The 22,357-nt window shown below is 50.0% G+C and carries 18 protein-coding genes; 16 read left to right on the top strand and 2 right to left on the bottom strand.

The window, feature by feature from the left end:
• The first annotated feature begins 16 nt into the window (after positions 1–16).
• The 16 genes from IV54_RS10180 (at position 17) to IV54_RS10105 (ending at position 20,140) form a co-directional block, all read left to right on the top strand.
• Positions 17–925 (top strand): 1,4-dihydroxy-2-naphthoate polyprenyltransferase, encoded by a 909-nt coding sequence (locus tag IV54_RS10180; protein WP_057879222.1) that lies wholly within the window; start codon positions 17–19, stop codon positions 923–925.
• A gap of 90 nt (positions 926–1,015) precedes the next feature.
• On the top strand, positions 1,016–1,591 hold the full coding sequence (locus tag IV54_RS10175) for a xanthine phosphoribosyltransferase (RefSeq protein ID WP_057879221.1): 576 nt from the start codon (positions 1,016–1,018) through the stop codon (positions 1,589–1,591).
• 138 nt (positions 1,592–1,729) lie between these two features.
• Positions 1,730–2,869: an ATP-grasp domain-containing protein gene (locus tag IV54_RS10170; protein WP_057879220.1), complete on the top strand. Its 1,140-nt coding sequence runs from the start codon at positions 1,730–1,732 to the stop codon at positions 2,867–2,869.
• Between the two features lie 202 nt (positions 2,870–3,071).
• The gene (pcrA, locus tag IV54_RS10165; protein WP_057879219.1) at positions 3,072–5,300 is read left to right on the top strand and encodes a DNA helicase PcrA; all 2,229 of its coding nucleotides are present in this window, start codon (positions 3,072–3,074) and stop codon (positions 5,298–5,300) included.
• 22 nt (positions 5,301–5,322) lie between these two features.
• The gene (gene ligA, locus IV54_RS10160) at positions 5,323–7,356 is read left to right on the top strand and encodes an NAD-dependent DNA ligase LigA (protein WP_057879218.1); all 2,034 of its coding nucleotides are present in this window, start codon (positions 5,323–5,325) and stop codon (positions 7,354–7,356) included.
• A complete protein-coding gene (locus IV54_RS10155) occupies positions 7,353–8,525 on the top strand; it encodes a CamS family sex pheromone protein (RefSeq protein ID WP_057879217.1) in 1,173 nt (390 codons plus the stop codon). Before ligA ends, IV54_RS10155 begins: the two co-directional genes overlap by 4 nt.
• A gap of 158 nt (positions 8,526–8,683) precedes the next feature.
• Entirely contained in the window at positions 8,684–8,995 is a 312-nt protein-coding gene (gene gatC / locus IV54_RS10150; RefSeq protein WP_057879216.1) for an Asp-tRNA(Asn)/Glu-tRNA(Gln) amidotransferase subunit GatC, read from the top strand.
• Positions 8,996–10,465 carry an Asp-tRNA(Asn)/Glu-tRNA(Gln) amidotransferase subunit GatA gene (gatA, locus tag IV54_RS10145; RefSeq protein WP_057879215.1) on the top strand — a complete coding sequence of 490 codons (1,470 nt, stop codon included), beginning with the start codon at positions 8,996–8,998 and terminating at the stop codon, positions 10,463–10,465.
• A complete protein-coding gene (gene gatB, locus IV54_RS10140; RefSeq protein ID WP_057879214.1) occupies positions 10,465–11,886 on the top strand; it encodes an Asp-tRNA(Asn)/Glu-tRNA(Gln) amidotransferase subunit GatB in 1,422 nt (473 codons plus the stop codon). Before gatA ends, gatB begins: the two co-directional genes overlap by 1 nt.
• An 18-nt stretch (positions 11,887–11,904) precedes the next feature.
• On the top strand, positions 11,905–12,921 hold the full coding sequence (locus tag IV54_RS10135) for a diacylglycerol kinase (protein WP_057879213.1): 1,017 nt from the start codon (positions 11,905–11,907) through the stop codon (positions 12,919–12,921).
• Between the two features lie 63 nt (positions 12,922–12,984).
• On the top strand, positions 12,985–14,352 hold the full coding sequence (gene rlmD, locus IV54_RS10130) for a 23S rRNA (uracil(1939)-C(5))-methyltransferase RlmD (RefSeq protein WP_057879212.1): 1,368 nt from the start codon (positions 12,985–12,987) through the stop codon (positions 14,350–14,352).
• Between the two features lie 178 nt (positions 14,353–14,530).
• A complete protein-coding gene (locus IV54_RS10125) occupies positions 14,531–16,051 on the top strand; it encodes a gamma-glutamylcysteine synthetase (RefSeq protein WP_057879211.1) in 1,521 nt (506 codons plus the stop codon).
• A gap of 232 nt (positions 16,052–16,283) precedes the next feature.
• Positions 16,284–16,679: a D-ribose pyranase gene (gene rbsD / locus IV54_RS10120; protein ID WP_057879210.1), complete on the top strand. Its 396-nt coding sequence runs from the start codon at positions 16,284–16,286 to the stop codon at positions 16,677–16,679.
• 31 nt (positions 16,680–16,710) lie between these two features.
• Positions 16,711–18,195, top strand: a complete 1,485-nt coding sequence (locus IV54_RS10115) for a sugar ABC transporter ATP-binding protein (protein WP_057879209.1) — start codon at positions 16,711–16,713, stop codon at positions 18,193–18,195.
• On the top strand, positions 18,192–19,169 hold the full coding sequence (locus tag IV54_RS10110) for an ABC transporter permease subunit (RefSeq protein ID WP_057879208.1): 978 nt from the start codon (positions 18,192–18,194) through the stop codon (positions 19,167–19,169). Before IV54_RS10115 ends, IV54_RS10110 begins: the two co-directional genes overlap by 4 nt.
• A gap of 14 nt (positions 19,170–19,183) precedes the next feature.
• Complete coding sequence (locus IV54_RS10105) at positions 19,184–20,140, top strand: substrate-binding domain-containing protein (RefSeq protein WP_057879207.1); 957 nt, start codon at positions 19,184–19,186, stop codon at positions 20,138–20,140.
• Positions 20,141–20,188: 48 nt separating this feature from the next.
• Here the strand turns inward: IV54_RS10105 and IV54_RS10100 are convergent, their stop codons facing one another.
• Entirely contained in the window at positions 20,189–21,514 is a 1,326-nt protein-coding gene (locus tag IV54_RS10100; protein ID WP_164479008.1) for an APC family permease, read from the bottom strand.
• Positions 21,515–21,664: 150 nt separating this feature from the next.
• Positions 21,665–22,357 (bottom strand): GntT/GntP/DsdX family permease (locus IV54_RS10095; protein ID WP_272947296.1); only part of this gene is annotated, 693 nt, incomplete at its 5' end.

The raw sequence follows: 22,357 nt of genomic DNA, 5'->3' as shown, positions 1-22,357 counted from the left end.
ATTCGGGGGGATTTGTGTGACGGTCAAAAACTTTTTAGAATTAGTGGAAATTAAGGCTAAGATTGCATCGGTTTGGCCCTTTTTATTGGGGCTGATCTTCGTGGCCTTTAACTTTAATCACGTGAATTGGGACGTGATCGGGGTCTTTTTCGTGGCCATGTTTCTCTTTAACATGGCGGTTGATATTAACGATAACTATCAGGATTACCGTCATGCCGGGACGCAAGCCGAACGGTGGAAACGTGAAACCAACATTATTGGCGTCCAACACCTGCGGATGGCGCGAGTCTTCGGCCTCATGGCAACCTTCGTGGTCATCGCTGGGGCACTGGGCCTTTGGTTGGTCTGGGCCACGGGTTGGCCACTCCTGATCATGGGCGTCGGGTGTTTCTTAGTTGGGTATCTTTACGCCGGCGGACCGCGGCCGTTATCCGGGACACCAACGGGAGAATTTTTTGCCGGCTTTACCATGGGTTACCTGATCACGTTGATCACGGTGTACCTCAACGTCTACCAGCGTGGGGGATTGTCTTGGTCACTCGCCGGTCGAGTCTTACTAGCATCCGGTATTGCGGTGACGGCGATTGCGGCCTTGCTCTTGGCTAACAACATCTGTGATGCCCAGGAAGACCTTGCCCTAAACCGTCGGACGATCGTTTATTATCTGGGAAAACGGGGGTCGCTCATTTTATTTGCTGCCTTTTATATTGTGGGTTACTTGGCACTCGTGGGATCGGTGGCTGTCGGTGATCTGCCGAAGTGGTCGCTACTGGCCTTACTCAGTATTCCCTTAGTTTACCGCAATGTCCGAGCTTTCTTTGCCGTTCAGGTGAAGAAGCAGACCTTCATTTTAGCCGTGCGAAATCTGGCAATTTTGGCTGCCACGACGGTTTTAGCCGAGGTCATTGGATTATTTTTCGGTTAAGCCTGGTAAAATGTGGCGGTCGACCGTTGTTTTTTTAAGGTTCAATCGGGTAGAATATAAACAAAACAAAGTGATGGAGGCCGCGAAGACATGAAAATTTTAGAAGATCGAATTCGACGTGACGGCACAGTGTTGCCGGGTGACGTTCTTAAGGTGGATAATTTCTTAAATCATCAAATTGACCCCCAACTCATGAATGAATTGGGCGCGGAGTTTGCGCGCCGGTTCGCCGATGCCGGGATTACCAAGATCCTAACAGTGGAATCGTCTGGGATTGCGCCAGCTGTCATGGCCGGGTTACATCTCAATGTGCCGGTCATCTTCGCCCGCAAACACAAGAGTCTGACGCTAACGGATCACCTGTACACGGCCAAGGTTTACTCCTACACCAAGCGGGTAAACAACGATATCTCAATTGACCGGCGGTTCCTGGATGCCAAGGATCGGGTGCTGATTATCGATGACTTTTTAGCCAATGGGCAGGCCGTTCAGGGTCTCTTGGATATTGCCGAAACGGCTCAGATTTCGGTCGCCGGGGTTGGTGTCGTGATCGAGAAGCGGTTCCAAAAGGGACATCAGTTAGTTGTGGATGCTGGCATTCAGTTGGAAGCCTTGGCGAGCATCGCTTCATTTGACCACAACGAGGTCCAGTTCGCCCAAGATTAGGGGACGGATACTTGTGTAATTGTCAGGCAAACTTTAAACTTATAGTGAAGATCTGAACACGAGCGTCCGCTTGGATCTTGTGATTTAGTGACAGTGATCATTGTTTAGATAATATTAAGTCAGAAAGTAGGGAGCAAATTGGCGAACACGGTCTTATATCCGGGAGATACAATTGGCGTGATTGGAAATAGCGCCAACGCAGCAATGTTGGTGACCACGGCTCGAAAGATGGGGTTACGCGTGGGGGCTTACGGTCCCGACGAAACTAGCGAAGCTCTCCAATTGGCTGATTTCAAGGCAGTTGGGACGCGCAAGGATCATGACAAGCTTCAGCACTTTGCCGAGAGCTGTGCGGCTATCGTCTATGATTCCGAACAGGTCAGTACCGATGTTGTGAAATTCTTGTCTCAGTATACGCGGATTCCTCAGGGGACAGATATGCTGGAAATGATGCAAGACCGGTTGCTTGAACGGGCCTTCTTCGAACAACTCAATGTCAACATCGCGCCATATGCCACGATCATCAACCTGGATGACGTTTACCAGTCCGTTAACTCTATCGGGTATCCTTGCGTGTTGAAGCCTATTCAAAAGGAATGGTCGCACGGCAGAGAACTTGTGATTAAGACGCAGACCGATATTGCGAAGGCAGCGGGTCTCTTGGACTGGGGAACCTACATCCTGGAATCCCAAATCGCCTATGACCGGGAATATTCAATCATCGTTGCCCGTGATCAGGACGGCAACCAGCAGGACTTTCCAATTACGGAAACAGCCTCTGTGTCCGACCGGCCAGTGAAGACTTGGGTGCCGGCGCAGGTCGACGACGCGGTTGCCAGTGAGATTCACCGGATTGCCAACGAAGTCGCCAAGCACGTTAGTTATGTGGGCGTCTTTGAGGTCTCCTTCTACTTGACCAGCAGTGGCACCATCTACGTGAAGAAGATCGTGCCAGCGCCGAGTGAGACGGGCTACATCTTTGATGCCTCTGCCACGGTCAATGAATTTGAACAACATCTGCGGGCAATCGCCGGTTTACCATTGGCCACCCCAGAAATCTTGACGCCAGCAGTTACGGCGGCCTTTACCACCGATCAGCTGTCAGCCATTCGGACGCAGTGGCAGTTGAAGTCTAACTGGCACTTCACCTTCTATCACCTGAAGAAACAGGCGTCGGATGAAGTCATGGGTCACATCTCGGTTCAGGGTGAAACGGTTAAAACGATCTTAGATCAATTGGATGATACCGGAATTTGGAACACGCCGGCGGAGTCTTAATTTAGAACTTCTTTAAGGGTTGCCAAATGACCCGAAGGAGTGGGGGTCGAGGCAGCGGTCTCGACCCTTTTTCATGGGCAAAAACGACCTGGTAAACTAGGGGAGTTCACCTCGCAGAACGTATGTTTTTTTGCTATAATGGTCAAGACTAATTACAGAGAGGATTGTGTTCACGGTGGCAGGAGAAGAATTGTTAACTGGCATGAATGATAAGCAGACGGAGGCCGTTCTCCAAACGGAGGGCCCTCTGTTGGTATTGGCGGGTGCCGGTAGTGGCAAGACCCGAGTATTGACGCACCGAGTGGCGTATCTCATTGAACACAATAGTGTGATGCCTTGGCGGATTCTGGCGATTACCTTTACGAACAAGGCGGCTAAGGAAATGCGGGAGCGGGTGGCCAAGCTCTTGGGCCCCGATGGCCGCGACGTGTGGGTTTCCACGTTCCATGCGTTGTGTGTCCGGATCTTGCGTCGCGATGCCGATAAATTAGGGTACAATCGGGCGTTTACAATCGCCGATCCCGGTGAACAACGGACCTTGGTTAAGCGAGTCTTACAAGACTTGAATTTGGATGTGAAGAAGTTCGATCCCCGTTCCGTTTTAGGGGCCATTTCAAACGCTAAAAATGCCTTACAGACACCGGCCATGATGCGTGCAGCCGCTGGTAATCCTTTCGAGGAAACGGTGTCGAATGTTTACGAGAACTATCAGCGTGAACTTAAGGCAAACCAGGCCATGGATTTCGATGACCTGATCATGCTGACCATCAAGTTATTTAAGGAAAATGACGATGTGCTGGGCTACTACCAAGAAAAGTTCCAGTACATTCACGTTGACGAATACCAAGATACCAACGATGCGCAGTACACGCTGGTAAATATGCTGGCTAAGAAGCATGGCAATCTCTGTGTTGTTGGGGATGGCGATCAAAGTATTTACGGTTGGCGGGGTGCCAACATGGAAAACATCCTGAACTTTGAACATGACTATCCCAGTGCCCACGTGACACTGTTGGAACAGAACTATCGGTCAACTAAGACCATCTTACAGGCCGCTAACGATGTGATTCAGAAGAACGTTAACCGGAAGAAGAAGGATCTGTGGACCGAGAATCCCGAAGGGGACAAGATCTCCTATTACCGGGGTCAAAATGAAAACGACGAAGCCCACTATGTCGTGGCTAAGATTCAAGAAGAACGAACGCAGAATCACCACGATTATGGGGACTTTGCGATTCTGTACCGAACCAACGCGCAGTCACGAGTGATTGAAGAAACGTTGGTCAAGGCGAATATCCCTTACACCATGGTCGGGGGCCACAAGTTCTACGACCGTAAGGAAATAAGAGACGTCCTGGCTTACCTGACGTTAGTGGCTAATCCCGCGGACTCCATGAGTCTCGAACGGATTATTAACGAACCAAAACGGGGGATTGGGGCCACGAGTCTGACCAAACTCCGGGAGTTCGCCGAATTTAACGATTGGACGGAACTCGAAGCCACCCAGAACATTAGTCTGGCCAATAACCTGGGGACCCGAATTCGCAATTCGATGGAGAAGTTTGGATTGACCATCAAGGCCATTCAAGAGGCCGCGCCAACCAGTGGGGTCTCCGATATTACCAACCAAATTCTAGATGAGACGGGCTACATGAAGGCTTTGAAAGCCTCTAAGTCCCTGGAAGCCGAAACCCGAATTGAAAATATTGAGGAATTCCTGTCCGTGACCCAGAAGTTTGATACGGATTGGGACAACGCCGATCACGACGAGGATGAGGACCGGTTGGTTGAATTCCTAGCTGATTTGGCCTTGGTTTCTGCCCAAGACGACGTAGAGGAAGAACCCGCTGAGGTCACGTTAATGACGTTGCATGCGGCTAAGGGACTGGAATTTCCAGTTATCTTCCTCATGGGACTGGAAGAGGGAATCTTCCCCCTGTCCAGAGCCATGCTCGAAGACGATGAGCTCGAGGAAGAACGGCGGTTGGCTTACGTGGGTATCACGCGGGCTCAGACCAAGCTTTATTTGACGAATGCGTATTCTAGAATGCTTTACGGTCGCCGGCAAACGAATCCGCAGTCGCGCTTTGTGACCGAAATCGAACCAGAACTGCTCCATCTGGATTACAGTGAAACGAAGTCCGGCTTGACGCCAAGTCGGCGTGACTTACCATTTGAACGGCGGACGGCCAGTGCCGTTGCGACGCCTTATCATGGGAAGACCGGTCGCGTCAGTGAATCTGGCGGAACTGGTGCTGGTAAGGTTTCTTGGGGTGTGGGTGACAAGGCCAGCCACAAGAAGTGGGGTATCGGAACCGTGGTTAAGGTTAACGGAACCGGTGAAGATGCCGAACTCGATATTGCCTTTCCAGAACAGGGTGTTAAGCGGCTCTTAGCAGCGTTTGCCCCAATCAAACGAGTGGATGACTAGAAGTTAACGTGGGAGGAAAACAATGACTGACAAACCTACTAATACTTTAACGAAAGAACAGGCCGCCACCGAGGCCGCTAATCTCCGTCCTCAGCTCTTAGCCTGGGGAAAACAGTACTACGACGCCGACGCGCCCTCGGTGGAAGATGACGTCTACGACCGTGTGTATGCGCGGCTGGTGGCCCTGGAAGAAGCCTTTCCGGCCATCGTGACCCCGGAGTCGCCGACACAGCACGTGGGTGGCACCACCCGTGGTGATTTACCTAAGGTGGCGCATGCGATTCCGATGCTCTCCCTGGGGGATGTCTTCTCCTTGGAAGAACTGAGTGAGTTTAACGATCGCTTGCGGTCCAACGTGGACGAGGACTTTGACTATAATTGTGAATTAAAGATTGATGGCCTGGCGATTTCCCTACGTTATGAGAACGGAAAATTCATTCAGGGATCCACGCGAGGAAACGGGCAAATTGGGGAAGACATTACGGCCAACCTCAAGATGATTCCGTCCATCCCACAGACCCTGAGTCGGCCGTTGACCATCGATGTGCGCGGTGAGTGTTACATGCCTAAGGCGGCCTTTCTTGCGCTTAATGAACGTCGTGAGGCCGCTGGGCAGGCGCCATTTGCCAACCCACGGAATGCCGCCGCGGGTTCGTTGCGTCAACTGGATACCCAGGTGACGGCGGACCGTAAATTGGCGACCTTTATGTACAACATTGCCGACTATGAACCGCTGAATACCCGGACCCAGAGTGGGTTACTCGACGAGTTGGCAGAGTTGGGCTTTACGACCAATCCCGCCTATCGAGTCGCCCACAACATGGACGAGGTGAATGCCTATATCGACACTTACCAGGCCCAACGTTCTGATCTGCCATATGGGATCGATGGGATCGTCATTAAGGCCAATTCGTTACCCCTTCAACGAGCGATCGGGGCGACGGTGAAGGTGCCTCGCTGGGCGATTGCCTACAAGTTTCCACCCGAAGAGGTCCAAACGATTGTCGAAGATATCGAATGGACGGTTGGTCGGACGGGGATTGTGACGCCAACCGCTGTCATGGATCCCGTGGTTTTGGCCGGAAGTACAGTGGCCAGAGCCTCATTACACAATCCAGATTATTTGCAGGCTAAGGATATTCGCCTGGGCGATACGGTGCTGCTGCACAAGGCCGGAGATATCATTCCAGAAATCTCACAGGTCGTGGCGGATAAACGGCCAGCAGATGCCGAAGTCTATCCGATTCCAACACACTGTCCTTCCTGTGGGGCCGAGTTGGTCCACTTAGACGAGGAAGTCGCCTTACGGTGTATCAACCCGAACTGTCCGGCACAATTGGCCGAAGGCATGAATCACTTTGCCTCCCGAAATGCCATGAACATCGCGGGTCTAGGTCCCCAGATCGTGGCTCAATTATTCGACCGGAAGCTGGTGACCAATGTGGCCAGTCTTTACCGATTAACGGCGGACCAATTATTAACTTTAGATAAATTTGGGGAGAAGTCGGCCCAAAACCTCTTGACAGCCATTGACAATAGTCGCAATAATTCATTAGAACGTTTGCTATTTGGGTTAGGTATTCGTCACGTGGGTGCTAAGGCGGCGCGTTCCTTGGCCGCAGATTTTGGCGATCTCGACAGCCTGATGGCCGCCGATAGTGAAACGATTGCGGCCATTGACACCATCGGGGGCATCATTGCCGATGGCGTCGTGACCTACTTCAGCAGTGCCCCCGTTCAGGCTTTGATGCACGAGCTGGCCGCGGTCGGCGTTAACCTCACCTACACCAGTGGTCCAAGCGAGCCAGTCGATCCGACGGGCACCTTTGCCAATCAACGCGTGGTTTTGACGGGAAAGCTCAATGAGCTGACGCGGCCAGAAGCCACGGCCTGGTTGGAACAACACGGGGCGACCGTTACCGGCAGTGTTTCGAAGAAGACCGACCTGTTGATCGCGGGGGAAGCCGCTGGGAGCAAACTCACGAAGGCCCAGAGCCTCGACATTCCCATTTGGGATGAGGCCCGGCTGTTAGCAGCGATGAATGAAAACAAATGAAGACCTTTAGGAGGAAACAAGTCGTGAAACGGTTACGAATCTTGATTGCGTTAGCCACAGTACCGTTATTTTTGGCTGCGTGTGGTAATTTAAGTAGTTCCAACATGTCTTCTGGTTCGGGTTCCAGCAAGACGGGGAGTACCCAACTGACCGGCCAGTCGACGGATGGCGACTACGAAGGGGTCATTAAGAGTGGCCACTACCAGACCAGTAAGTCACGGGGGGTCACGAACAGTCAGGACTCCGGCAATACCTACAATTTGAAGAGCTTTGAATCGGGGATGTTGAACGTCTCCAAGAAAGTCTTCTCAACCAAGAAGTACGTCTTCCAGGAAGGGCAATACCTGAGTTCATCCACGGTTCAGAACTGGTTAGACCGTCAGTCAAAGTCTAATGACACGGGATTGAATCCCAAAGACAATGGCTCAAAATCTCCTGATAAGCGAAATCCAGTTTACATCCAGGCGTTGGAAGAACAAGACTACATGACGCAAAAGAACAACAAGCTCTCACTTAGTGGGGTGACTGTTGGGATCGCCGTGAACTCTGTGGACTACTACAAGAAGGAACAGTACGGGGCCACTTACGAGACCAAGATCAGCAAGGCAGCCGGCCTGGCATATGCCAAGAAGGCCGCCAATACCGTCCTGCAACGGATGCGTCAGAAGTCGGCTTTGAAGAACGTGCCGATTGTGATTGCTATTTACCGGCAAGCCTCTAACGATAGTCTGGTTGGGGGAACCTTCATGGCTTACTCCCAGAATAAGGCCGGGGCAACGACGGTTAAGGATTGGACGGCTTTGGGTCAGAAGAACGTGGTCTTCCCAGTTGAAAGTGGACAGAGTGCCCCTAACAGTAACGATGCCAGCTCCTTTACTAACTTTAAGTCGCAGGTCGAGAACTTCTTCCCGAACTTGAGTGGGGTGACGGCGCAAGCCCAATACGATGGGAACACGTTACAGGGGATGCACGTTAATATCAACACCCAGTTCTACAGTCAAACGGAAATCATTAGCTTCACGCAATATCTCCAGACGGCGGCACAGAAATATCTGCCAACGGGGGTTCCGATCGACGTCAAGGTTTCCTCAACTGACGGCGTTCAGAGTTACTTGTCACGGGCAAGTGGCGAAAAGAAATTTGCGAGTCACGTCTTTAATAGTTATTAAACAGATTGCGAGTCGGTGGCCGTCAGTTGAACGGTTGCCGATTTTTTGTCATTATCCTTTGTCTGACGTGGATATATGGTAAAATGGCAATGTATGTTTATCTTTGGATTTTAGAAGGTAAATGGTGAATGCGGATAAATTAGAAAGAGGGATAATTGATGGCTAATCGAATTACTCGAGAACAAGTTCAACACGTTGCCGGATTGGCAAAGCTTGAATTTACGGATGCCCAGTTGGACGCGTTTACGCCCCAACTTGACGACATTATTGGCCTGTTTGAGACACTGAGTGAAGTCGATACGACCGGTGTCGAAGCAACCAGTAGTGTTTCTGACCAATTAAATGTGATGCGTGAAGATGTCGCCGATAACTGGGGACAAAGTGAGGCGTTGTTAAAGAACGCGCCGGACGCTGCCCGCGGCTTCATCAAGGTACCAGCCATCATCGATGAAAGCGAGGATAATGAATAGATGAACTACTTTAACCAAGATCTCGCTAGCCTCCACGCCGACCTGGTTGCCAAAAAGGTCAGTGCCAAGGAATTAACCCAAGCGACACTCGACAACATCAAGGACACGGATACCAAGATTGACGCCTTCTTAAACCTCAATGAAGACGCCGCCTTGGCTCAGGCCGCTAAGATTGATGAGGCCGGTATCAGTGATGACCAGCCATTGGCCGGGATTCCTGTGGCTTTAAAAGATAATATTGTGACCAAGGGTCTGACGACAACCGCTGCTTCTAAGATGTTAGCGGACTTCAAGCCGGTCTATGATGCCACGGTTACTGAAAAGTTGGCCGCTGCACAAATGATCACAGTCGGAAAGACCAACCTGGATGAATTTGCCATGGGTGGTTCAACTGAAAACTCAGCCTTCAAGCCAACGAAGAATGCCTGGGACCAAACCAAGGTTCCCGGTGGGTCTTCTGGTGGTTCTGCGGCCGCAGTAGCTTCTGGTCAAGTGCCAGTTGCCCTGGGTTCAGATACCGGTGGTTCGATTCGGCAACCCGCTTCCTTTAACGGGATCGTCGGCATCAAGCCAACGTATGGTCGGGTGTCTCGCTGGGGGCTGATTGCCTTCGGGTCAAGTTTGGACCAAATCGGGCCTTTGACTCATGGTGTTAAGGATAATGCCACGGTCTTGAGTGCCATTGCCGGCCATGACGACCACGATTTAACCAGTTCGACGCAAGCCGTTCCTGACTTTGCCGCCGACTTAAACGATGCCACGAGCGTTAAGGGCTTGCGGATTGGTTTGCCTAAGGAATACCTGGCGGACGGGGTCAGCGATGACGTCAAGGCCGCAATTCTGGCCGCTGCCGACACCTACCGTAAGTTAGGGGCCACGGTTGACGAAGTTTCGTTACCACACAACAAGTATGGCGTTGCTGCCTACTACATCATTGCGTCCTCCGAAGCTTCCTCTAACCTGCAACGTTTCGATGGTATTCGTTATGGTTACCGGGCCAAGGATGTTCAGAACTTGGAAGACGTTTACGTGAAGTCGCGTTCCGAAGGTTTTGGCGATGAAGTTAAGCGCCGGATCATGTTGGGGACGTTCTCACTGTCCGCTGGGTTCTATGACGCCTACTTCTTGAAGGCTGCCAAAGTCCGGACGGTGATCATGAATGACTTCAAGGCAATCTTGAAGGATCATGACTTCATCATGGGTCCCGTTGCCCCAACACCAGCCTTTGGTTTGGGTGACGAAATCAAGGATCCAATCACGATGTACATGAATGACGTTTTGACGATCCCTGTTAACTTAGCTGGATTGCCAGGTCTTTCCCTGCCAGCTGGCTTCAGTAATGGCTTACCGGTTGGGATGCAACTGATCGGCCGTCCATTTGACGAAAGCACGCTTTACCGGGCCGGGTACGCGTTCGAACAGAGCACAGACTTCCATACCCAACTGCCAACGTTAGGAGGTCAAAACTAATGAACTTTGAAACAACTATTGGACTTGAAGTCCACATCGAGTTAAAGACCCATTCAAAGATCTTTAGCCCATCACCCGTGGCCTATGGGGCCGAAACGAACGCCAACACCAACGTGATCGATTGGGGATACCCTGGGGTATTGCCAACGACCAACAAGGGGGTTGTCGCCGACGGAATCATCGCAGCTTTAGCACTGCATGCGACCGTAGAACAACACACCCACTTTGACCGGAAGAACTACTTCTATCCGGATAACCCGAAGGCCTACCAAATCACGCAATCCGACAAGCCTATCGGTCACGATGGCTGGGTTGAAGTTGACGTGGATGGTGTGAAGAAGAAAATCGGGATCTCCGAGATGCATATCGAAGAAGATGCCGGGAAGAACACCCACGAACGCGACTATTCTTACGTCGATTTAAATCGGCAAGGGACGCCATTGATTGAAATCGTTTCTAAGCCAGACATCGCTTCACCAGCTGAAGCCTATGCCTACCTGGAAGCCTTACGTCAACGGATCCAATTTACTGGGATCTCCGATGTGAAGATGGAAGAAGGATCCATGCGGGTCGACGTTAACATTTCTGTCCGTCCGGTGGGTCAAGAAAAGTTTGGGACTAAGACCGAATTGAAGAACTTGAACTCCTTTAACTACGTGCAACGGGGGCTCGAGTACGAAGAAAAGCGGCAACAGCAGGTCTTAATGTCTGGCGGCGCGGTTCAACAAGAAACGCGGCGGTTCGACGAAAAGACCGGCGAAACGATCCTGATGCGGGTCAAGGCCGGTGCCGATGACTACCGGTACTTCCCAGAACCCGATCTGCCAGCACTGAACATCAGTGATGAGTGGATCAAGGAACTCGGGGATGCCATGCCAGAAATGCCAACTAAGCGGCGGGAACGTTACGTTAACGAGCTTGGTTTGACAGATTATGACGCCATGGTTATCACCCAAACCAAGGAAATGTCAGACTTCTTCGATGCAACGGTTGCCTTGAAGGCTGACCCTAAGATGGCCGCTAACTACCTACAAGGGGACGTTAACGCCTTCCTGAATGACAACCATGTCGATTTACAAGCCACGAAGCTGACGCCAGCTAACTTGGCCGGCATGATCAACTTGATTTCCGACGGGACCATTTCTAGCAAGATGGCCAAGAAGGTCTTCAAGGCCATTACCAACGGTGAAGAACCTAAGGCCTTCGTCGAAGCACATGGCCTGGTTCAATTGTCCGATCCAGCTAAGCTCCAACCGATTATCGATGACGTCTTAGACGCTAATCCACAATCGATTGAAGACTTTAACAACGGGAAGAAACGTGCCGTTGGTTACCTGGTTGGTCAAATCATGAAGCAAACCCACGGACAAGCTAACCCGCAGGTTGTCAATCAGTTACTGATGACAGCCTTAAAGCAATAAGAACAATGGAGGCACAACATGCGTAAACGGGCAAGGGTGATCTACAATCCAACCTCAGGGCGTGAGGCATTAAAAAAAGATCTGATTGATATTCTGGCAGTGTTTGAACAGGCCGGTTATGAAACCAGTGCATATGCAACAACTGCTGCCCCGGATTCGGCACAGAATGAGGCAACGCGCGCCGCTAAGGCCGGGTTTGAACTCATTGTGGCTGCCGGTGGGGATGGGACCATCAACCAGGTTGTGAACGGGATTGCGGGATTACCCCATCGTCCGAAGATGGCGATCATTCCGGCCGGAACGACCAATGACTATGCGCGGGCCTTACACATTCCACGTGAGGATCCGTTAGCGGCAGCCAAGGTGGTCCTGAAGAATCAAACCATCAAGATGGACATCGGTCAGGCGGGCGAAACCTACTTTATTAACATTGCCGGTGGGGGCTTACTGACCGAGTTAACCTACGATGTGCCATCCAACTTAAAGTCGATCTTTGGCTACTTGGCCTACCTGCTGAAGGGGGCCGAGTTGTTGCCACGGATTAAGCCGATTGATATGGACTTGACCTATGATGACGGCCATTTCCGGGGGAAGGCGTCGATGTTTCTCTTGGCGCTGACCAACTCCATCGGGGGCTTTGAACAGATTGTGCCTGACGCTGCCTTGGACGATGGTAAATTTACGATGATTATCGTGAAGACCGCCAGCATGCCGGAAATCCTGCGGTTGATGGGTCTCGTCTTAAACGGCGGAAAGCACATCAACGATCCCCACATTATTTACAAGAAGACCAGTAAGGTCATTGCACGGCCGGTTGAAGACCGCATGATGATTAACCTGGACGGTGAATATGGTGGCGATGCGCCAATGAAATTCACCAATTTGGCCCAACACATTGAAATGTACGCCAATCTCGACGACATTCCAGATGCGGCGGTTACCAATGAATCACCGGAGATCCTTGAGGCCGAAGAAAAATTCGTCAAGCAAGTGGAAAGCTTACCCGACGGATCAACGACATCAACGGAAGATTAAGATACTGAAGGGATTTTGCACGGCATTTTCAGGGCAAGATCCCTTTCTCATTAAGGAGAACGAATGAAAACTAAAGCACCCGTAACAAAGAACGAACGCCTCGACGTCACCATTGCCGATTTAACTTATCAGGGAATGGGTGTCGCTAAGGTTGATGATTTCCCTCTGTTTATCGAAAATGCCTTACCAGGTGAAGAACTCACGATTCAAGTGACGAAGGTGCAGAGCCACTATGGTTTTGCTCGTGCCGTGACTTGGAAGACGGAATCGCCTGACCGGGTTAAGGATGTCGACAAGACATACCGTCAGACTGGGATTGCGCCCCTGCAACACTTGGCTTACCCAGCCCAACTGACTTTTAAGCAACACCAGATTGCGGAACTCTTCAGTAAGGCCCACGTCGATGTTGACGTTGCCCCAACGCTAGGGATGGCTAACCCAACCCAGTACCGGAACAAGGCCCAAGTGCCCGTTCGTAAGGTTAAGGGACAGTTGGAGACCGGTTTCTACCGGCAACACAGCCATGACCTCATTCCATTGACGGATTTCTACATTCAGGACCCAGCCATCGATGCGGCCATCGTCAAGGTTCGCGATTTGCTCCGCCAGTTTGAGATTCCCGCCTACGATGAAATTAGTGACAAGGGTGTCTTGCGGACCATCATGGTTCGTCGGGGTTACTACAGTCATGAAATGATGATTGTCCTGGTTAGCCGGACGCAAAAGATTCCTAGTCAGGCTCAACTGGTCGATCAGATTCACAAGGCCTTGCCAGAAGTTACCAGCATCGTGCTAAACGTTAACGCCAAGAAGACGAATGTCATCATGGGTAACGTGACGCGGACGCTGTACGGCAAGCCAACCATCGAGGATAGCCTGTTAGGCTTGACCTTCGCCATTTCGGCCCGGTCATTCTACCAAGTGAACCCCCAACAGACCGAAAAGCTTTACCAAATGGCCATCGACAAGGCTGGCTTAACCGGTGAAGAAACCGTGATCGATGCCTACTGTGGGATCGGGACGATTTCACTGGCTTTGGCTAAGCACGCTAAGCAGGTTTACGGGGTCGATGTGGTTCCTGAAGCCATCGAAGACGCCAAGGTTAACGCGCAGAAGAACCACTTGAGCAATGTCACTTTTGAAGTGGCTAAGGCTGAATCACAAATGGCTAAGTGGCAAGAAGACGGCATCAAGCCCGACGTCGTGGTAGTTGATCCGCCACGTAAGGGTCTGGCCGAAAGCCTGATCGATTCCACTGCCAAGATGGGGCCTAAGAAGGTCGTCTACGTCAGCTGTAACCCAGCAACGTTGGTTCGTGACGTGGTTCGCTTCCAAGAACTCGGCTACGACATCGACGGGGCTATCCAGCCGGTCGACCAATTCCCACAAACGCCACATGTGGAAAGTGTCACCGTTTTAGTTAAGAAGTAATTGATTAAGTTGTTATAGGGTGTCTGGACGTGAGTCCGGGCACCTTTTTTATCCTTGACCATGGGTTAGGGAAGTTCACAAAAATTTATTTCGCAAAAAGGAACAATATCAGTGACAGCGTCGCAATTTTTGTTTACACTTTAGTAAACCAAGTCTAAGGTCAGGGGATGTTACCGCCATGTTAGAAAATCTATTAGCGGTTATTCGTGAAGAAAATTTAGCAGAACAGTTGTATCACAGTTTAATTGGTGTGGAAGTTGAAGAACAACGAATCGATCCGCATGGTCGGCTGAGTCGTCGTCCCCATCCCAGTACCTTAGGTTCCCGGACCTTCCACCCGTACTTTCAAACGGACTTTACTGAAAGCCAACTGGAAATTATTACGGACCCCAATCCCAACATTGGGGGAACGTTAGACCAATTGGATACCCTGCAAACGGTGGCTTACCGTTCCTTAGAAGGGGATGACCGTATCTGGCCGTTTAGTACGCCACCCAAGATGGATGACACCGACTGGCAGTTCTTAGCCGATCACTTCGATCGACCAGCCATTCGGCCTTACCGGTCTTATCTGGTCAAGAAGTATGGGTTACAGCATGGTAGTCTGACCGGCGTCCATGTGAATTACAGTCTGCCGGATCCAGTCTTACATCGGCTATTCAGCCACTATACGCAGGAGTTCACGTCCATTGTGGCCTTCAAGAATGCCCTGTACTTCCGTTTGGCCCAGAACTTTGTGCGCTACCAATGGCTACTGACGTATCTCTTTGGGGCTAGTCCTGTCGCTGAAGAGGGGTTCTTTGACCCGATGCCATCGGAACTGACCCAACCAGTGCGGAGTATTCGCAACAGTCGTTTCGGATTTGTGAATCGGCCAGATGAGCAGGTGACGTACACGTCCCTAGAAGCGCATCTAAACCAGCTCCAGCGTTTGATAGACAATGGCACCTATTTCTCCGCCCACGAGTTCTACGGGCCTGTACGGCTCAGAGGGCAGGCTAATCAGCGGGACTACCTTGCCGGTGGTATTCGCTATCTGGAATTACGAGATTTCGATAACACGCCGTTCACACCGAATGGGGTCAGTCGGCACGCACTGTACTTTTTAAAGGTCTTCATGATTTATCTCTTAACACAGGCTTTGCCGGCTAAAGATCTGGAACAACAGCTCGCCGAGGCGCAGGCCCGAAATCAGCGGGTGGCTTTGGAGAATCCTTTGGCACCGACGCAATATCAGGCCGATGGCGAACGGGTCTTCCGAGAATTACGAGAGATGACCGATCAGCTCCAGATTCATGCGGAGCAAACCTCTGTTATTGACGATCTCGAAGAAGTGCTGACCCACCCCGAGTTAACGCCATCTGCCAAGATGGTAGGTCACTTGCAGGATGGGAGCCTCATGGCGTATGGTCAGGAGATTGCGGCCGACTGGTATCGTCAACGGGTCGAGGCGAAGACATTGTTGCCTCGCCTGAAGCAGGTTAGTGATCAGACGCAACGTTTTGTCATGACTGCCTTGCAACTTGGCGTGAAATTCTTTCAGGTTCGCGACGAGGAAGGTGAAGATTTGCTGATGTTTACATTTAATGGCGTCACCCAGGTTCTTCAGGAGCGCGACACTCAGGATACTCATCCAGAGGACAAGCTACGGCGCCTGTTCCCTGATCTACCGGCGTTACCGGAGCCTTTACACTATTAGAATAGTATTAGAATGATGAGAACGCGCATCCAAGTGATGCGCGTTTTTTTTGAAAAACTTATGAATTTTTATTGAAAGCGCTTTTCTTTTGTTGTATCTTAGGTCTTGTAGAAATAATGTAAACGGTTTTACGAATGGTGTCTCGGTTCAAGCTGCGTGTTCTAGTGGCGTAGGTAAAACCATTTACCTTATGAAGAATCTGCAAGTGTTCTGAAAGGTGGATAAGGCAGGAATGAAAAAGACAACAGTGATTAATTCTGATTTGTCACGGGTCATCTCCCAAATGGGACACTTCGACACGTTGGCTATCGGTGATGCCGGAATGCCAGTTCCTAAGGGAACCGAAAAGATTGATTTAGCAGTGACTAAGCAACTTCCAAGTTTCTTAGACGTGCTAAAGAATGTTTTAGCTGAGTTACAGGTACAACGCATTTATTTGGCAGAAGAGATGAAGACCGAAAATCCGGACCAATTATCAGCGGTTCAGCAATTATTACCGGATGTCGATGTTAAGTTCATCCCACATGATCAAATGAAGCAAGACTTGAGTAAGTGTCACGCATTCGTCCGTACAGGCGAAATGACACCGTTCTCAAACATTATATTGGAAAGCGGCGTAACGTTTTAAGCTGCGACTTGCAAAAGGAGGTTTGGCGTAAATGCAAATTGATATGCAGCATATCTCAAAATCATTCGGTTCTAACGAAGTTTTAAAAGATGTCAATTTCTCCGTGAAGGGCGGCGAGGTTCACGCGCTCATGGGCGAAAACGGTGCTGGTAAGTCGACGATGATGAACATTCTTACCGGGTTGCTGGAACCAAATAGCGGGACTATCTTGGTTGACGGTAAAGAAACCCACTTTGACAACGCGTTGGAAGCCGAACAACACGGGATCGCATTCATTCACCAAGAAATGAACAACTTCGGTGAGATGCCGGTTCTGGATAACATGTTCTTGAACAAGGAAATCAAGAAGGGTTTCGGCCTGATTGACAATGCAAAAATGAAAACGATTGCACAAAAAGCCTTGGATCAACTGGACATGAAGGTTGACTTCTCTCAACCAATTGGTGAATTATCGGTTGGACAACAACAAATGATTGAAATTGCCAAGTCACTGATGACCGATGCCAAAATCATCATCATGGACGAACCAACGGCGGCTTTAACTCAAGATGAAATTCAAAAGTTATTCGTCGTTATCCGCAAGCTTCGTGACCAAGGTGTTGGGTTGATTTACATCTCTCACCGTATGGAAGAATTGTTTGAAATCGCCGACCGCGTTACTGTAATGCGTGATGGTTTAACCATTAATACGTACAACACGGCTGATACGAACGTTAAGCAAATCGTCCACGACATGGTTGGTCGGGACATGGGGGACTTCTATCCAGAACGTCATCCTAAGTACGGCAAGACCATGTTGGAAGTTTCTGGTTTGACGAATGACAAGTTCAAGGATGTCAGCTTCTCAGTTCGTTCCGGTGAAGTCCTCGCCTTCTCAGGTTTGATGGGTGCCGGTCGTACTGAAATTATGCGGGCGATCTTCGGAATTGATAAGTTGGATGCCGGGACCATCAAGGTTGACGGTAAGGAACTGGTCATCAAGAATCCTAACGACGCTATCAGTCATAACGTTGGATTCTTAACTGAAGACCGGAAAACGGAAGGTTTAATCCTCGATGCAACGTTAGCTGATAACATTGACTTACCAAGTATCGACGGGTTCTCCAAGCACGGTTTAATCGACGAAAAGGCCGACAAAGACTTCGTTGACATGTTACTGAAACGCCTGAACGTTAAGGCTAACGGTCGTGATGATGAAGCAGGTAGCCTCTCTGGTGGTAACCAACAAAAGGTTGTCTTGGCTAAGTGGGTTGGATCTGGTTCGCAAGTTCTGATTTTGGATGAACCAACTCGTGGTGTCGACGTTGGTGCCAAGCGTGAAATCTATGACCTCATGAACGAATTAACCGATCGTGGAACAGCTATTATTATGGTTTCGAGTGATTTGGATGAAGTGCTTGGTTTCTCTGACAAGATCGCGGTGGTCTACGAAGGTCACCTGATGGATGTCGTCGATACTAAGGATGCTACGCAAGAAAGTATTATGACGTTAGCAACAGGAGGGAAAAACGAATGAGTAATCAAACAGAAGCAGAGGCAAAGAAAAAATTTAGTTTTGGCGACTTCTACAAGAAACTAGGACCAATGGTCGCCTTAATCGTATTGATTGTTTTAGTTTCAGTACTTAACTTCTCGTTCTTGGATCCGTTAAACTTACTGAACTTATTACGTCAAGTTTCAGTTAACGCTTTAATCGCCTTCGGGATGGAATTTGTTATCTTAACCGGTGGGATTGATTTATCCGTTGGGGCCATCGTTGCCTTGAGTGGTGCCTTCACTGCTCAACTGGTATTAGCCGGTGTGCCAACGCTCTTATCTCTCTTAATCGGGATGTTAACCGGTGCCATCTTCGGTGCCATCAACGGTGTTATCATCGCCTATGGGAAAGCTGCACCATTCATCGCCACTTTGGCAACGCAAACCATTTTGCGGGGTGCTACTTACGTCTTCACCAAAGGTAACCCAATCACTGGGACTAAGATGAGTAACAACTTCGGCTTCCAATTCTTTGGCCAAGGTTACTTATTCGGAATTCCATTTCCAGTTTACATTATGGCTATCTTCTACATCTGTGCTTACATTCTGTTACACCGGACCACGTTCGGTCGTAAGACTTATGCTTTAGGTGGTAACCCTAAGGCTGCCTTCGTTGCTGGTGTTAAGAACAACAAGATGATTATCTTAATCTACACGATTGCTGGTTTCTTATCAGCCGTTGCCGGTGCTATCTTGACTTCACGTTTAGCTTCCGCACAACCTGATGCCGGGAATGCCTACGAAATGGATGCCATCGCCGCCGTTGTTTTAGGTGGGACTAGTCTTGCCGGTGGGAAAGGTCGTATGTTTGGGACCTTAATTGGTGCTTTGATTATTGGTGTCCTGAACAATGGGATGAACTTACTGGGTATCTCCAGTTTCTACCAACAAATCGTAAAAGGTATCGTGATCTTAGTTGCCGTCTTACTCGATAGAAAACAAGCTAAAGCTTAGGGGGAAGGTTCCTTATGAAAGGGAAAAAATATTTAGTCGTACTACTGACCGTATTTGCTGGCTTCTCAATGTTCCTTGCCGGATGTAAAGCCGTCTCCTTGACGCCACCATCCTTCGGAACAACTAAAACTGCCAAGAAGAGTCAAAAAGACTTAAAGATTGGGGTTTCACTGTCAACCTTGAGTAACCCATTCTTCGTTTCCGTCCGTGACGGGATTACGAAGGTTGCTAAGGAAAACGGGAGCTCAACTCAAATCTTCGATGCTCAAAACGACAGTGCCAAGCAATCTAACGACGTTGAAGATTTAATTCAAAAGAAGGTTGACGTTATTATCATCAACCCTGTTGACTCTGACGCCATTGCTACTGCTGTTAAGGATGCTAACAACGCTGGTATTCCAGTTATCGCCTGTGACCGTGGGTCTAACGGTGGTAAGTTGTTAACGACTGTTGCTTCTGATAACGTTTTGGCCGGGAAGATGGCTGGTAAGTTTATGATGAGCCAGTTAAACAAGAACGACCAAATCGCCGAACTTGAAGGTACCCCAGGTGCCGATGCCGCTATCCAACGTGGGAAAGGTTTCAACAACACGGTTAAGGGTACTTTAAACATCGTCACTAAGCAAACTGCCAACTTTGACCGTGCGCAAGGGATGTCTACTACTGAAAACATCTTACAAGCTCACCCTAAGATTAAGGGTGTCTTCGCTCAAAACGATGAAATGGCTTTAGGTGCTATCAAGGCTATCAACGACCCAGATATGGTTGTGGTCTCCATCGATGGTGGGGAACAAGGACTCAAGGCCGTTAAGTCTGGTAAGATTACCGGTATCATTGCCCAATCACCAAAGGTTGAAGGGGAATTAGCTGTTAAGGCTGCTTACAAGCACTTTAAGGGCCAAAAGGTTCAAAAGGCCACGCCTTCACCAATTCACTTGGTTACTAAGAAGAACGTCGACAAGTTCGAATAGTCTCTAATAACTAAAAAAAGCTCTCAGGATAATATCCTGGGAGCTTTTTTAGACTTGTTTGCGGTGCTTTTGATGCCAGAAGTAAACGGGTAGACCAATCAGGGTCAGACCTAGGCCAGTGACGGCTAGGCCAGTTTCCGTGACCATGGTCGTGACGAGAATGAAGATCCCCCCGATTAAGGCAATGATGGGGATAATCGGGAACCAAGGGACCCGATATGGTCGGTTGAGTTCCGGCTCCGTCCGTCGTAATCGGAAAACGGCCAAGAAAATCAGACAGTTGAAGACCCACATGACGAAGACCAACATGTCGGTCAGAATGTCGAAGCTCCCCATGAACATCATAAGGAGGGCGATCAGGAACTGCACAGTCCCGGCAAAGTAAGGGACATAGGTGGTACGTGAGAGCTGACGGAAACGCCCTGAGAAGGGCAGACTGTCCTCCTCAGCCATGGCAAAAGGAACGCGCATCCCAGTTAGGGTATAGCCGTTGATGGCCCCATAAACCGAGATAAGGATGCCAATGGTGACCAATTTGCCACCGAACTCACCGAACAACCGCGTAGATGCATCGGCTGCGGCGTTTTGGTTACCCGCAATCAGGTCGACGGGTAGGGTTTTGAGGAAGACAAAGTTAATTAAGGTGTAGATGATAGTAATGAGGGCCAGACCTAGTACAATCGCCCGAGGCAGGTCTCGTTCGGGATGTTTCATCTCGCCGGCAATATTCCCGATGCTGATCCAGCCATCGTAGGCAAACATCGTTGCCAGTAGGCTAGATGCAAAGGCCTTCCCCCAGTTCAAGTGGTCTCCGGTGGCAATGGGCCAGAATTGCAGGACTGTGTGCGCCGGAGCCATCAGACCGAAGATGACGATAACGGCGATGGGGATAAGCTTAAAGACCAAAGCGATTGATTGGACGGATCCACCAACTCGGGCGCCGAGAAAGTTCAGTAGGGTGATACTGAGACCACATAGGATAGCGACCGGTAGCTTCCAATTGCTATCGAGGTGGAAGAGAGCGGCGAACTGAACGCCAAAGATAATCGACAGAGCCGCGATATTCGCGGGGTAGTAGACCAGCATCTGGGCCCATCCCATGAGGAAGCCCACGGGTTTGCCATAGGCGTACTCGAGGTAGCGCATTGCACCACCAGTCCGGGGAATGGCGGCAGCTAGTTCTGCGCTGGTCAGACCGGCACAGATGGTCAATAGACCCCCGAGAATCCAGGCGACCAGGGTCATATTTGCGGAATGGTTGGCGGCGACAACACTCGCCGTCTTGAAGAATACCCCACCACCGATCACAGTTCCCATGACGGTGGCTAGGGCAGTAAACGTGCCGATTTCACGGCGTAACTCCTTTGCCAATATCAAAACTCCTTTACACTCGCGACTGACTGATTTTTACATTATAGCACGTTGACCTTTTCATGATGGTTAAAAATGGCTGAGAGAGGTGTCAAACGCTACAAAAAAACACCGCTGAGATCGCTCTCAGCGGTGTTTTCATTAAAAATCAGTTTAGTGGAAGGCCATGTTCAAGAGAAGAACAATTACCAACCCAACCACGGCGATCACGGTTTCCAAGACGGTCCAAATACTCAAGGTTTGCTTAACAGTCAAATCGAAGTATTCGCGGAACATCCAGAACCCAGCATCGTTCACGTGAGATGCGGCTAAGGAACCGGCACCGATGGCCAGAACCATCAGGGCAGGGTCAACACCGGCTTGGGCCATCAATGGGGCCACAATTCCGGCGGCAGTCAAGGAAGCCACGGTAGCGGATCCTAAAGCGACACGCAGAACCACGGCGACCAACCAACCTAAGACCAGTGGGGACATGTTGGAATCGATAAAGATCTTGGCAACTTCTTTACCAACACCACCGTCGATGAGGACTTGTTTGAAGGCCCCACCACCACCGATAACTAACAGCAGCATTGCAATTGACTTAACGGCATTTTCCAACGTTGCCATGATGTCGGCAGTCTTACGCTTCCGACCCCAGCCCATCGTGAACATTGCCACGATCAGTGAGATTAACATCGCAATCGCAGGGTCACCAATCAAAGCCACAATTTGGTCTAACATGCTGGCGTTCTTGGTTGGTGTTGCACCGCCATCCACCGTCATCTTGTAGATAGTCGTGATGGCCATCAGAGAGCGTAAAATATCTTGTGTAAATGCATAAAAGATTTCTGAATTGTATAGAAA

This window comes from Levilactobacillus paucivorans (genome assembly GCF_001437125.1).
GTDB lineage: Bacteria > Bacillota > Bacilli > Lactobacillales > Lactobacillaceae > Levilactobacillus > Levilactobacillus paucivorans.
Note: the sequence above shows the minus strand (reverse complement) of the source record. Positions and strands in the feature narration are given on the sequence as shown.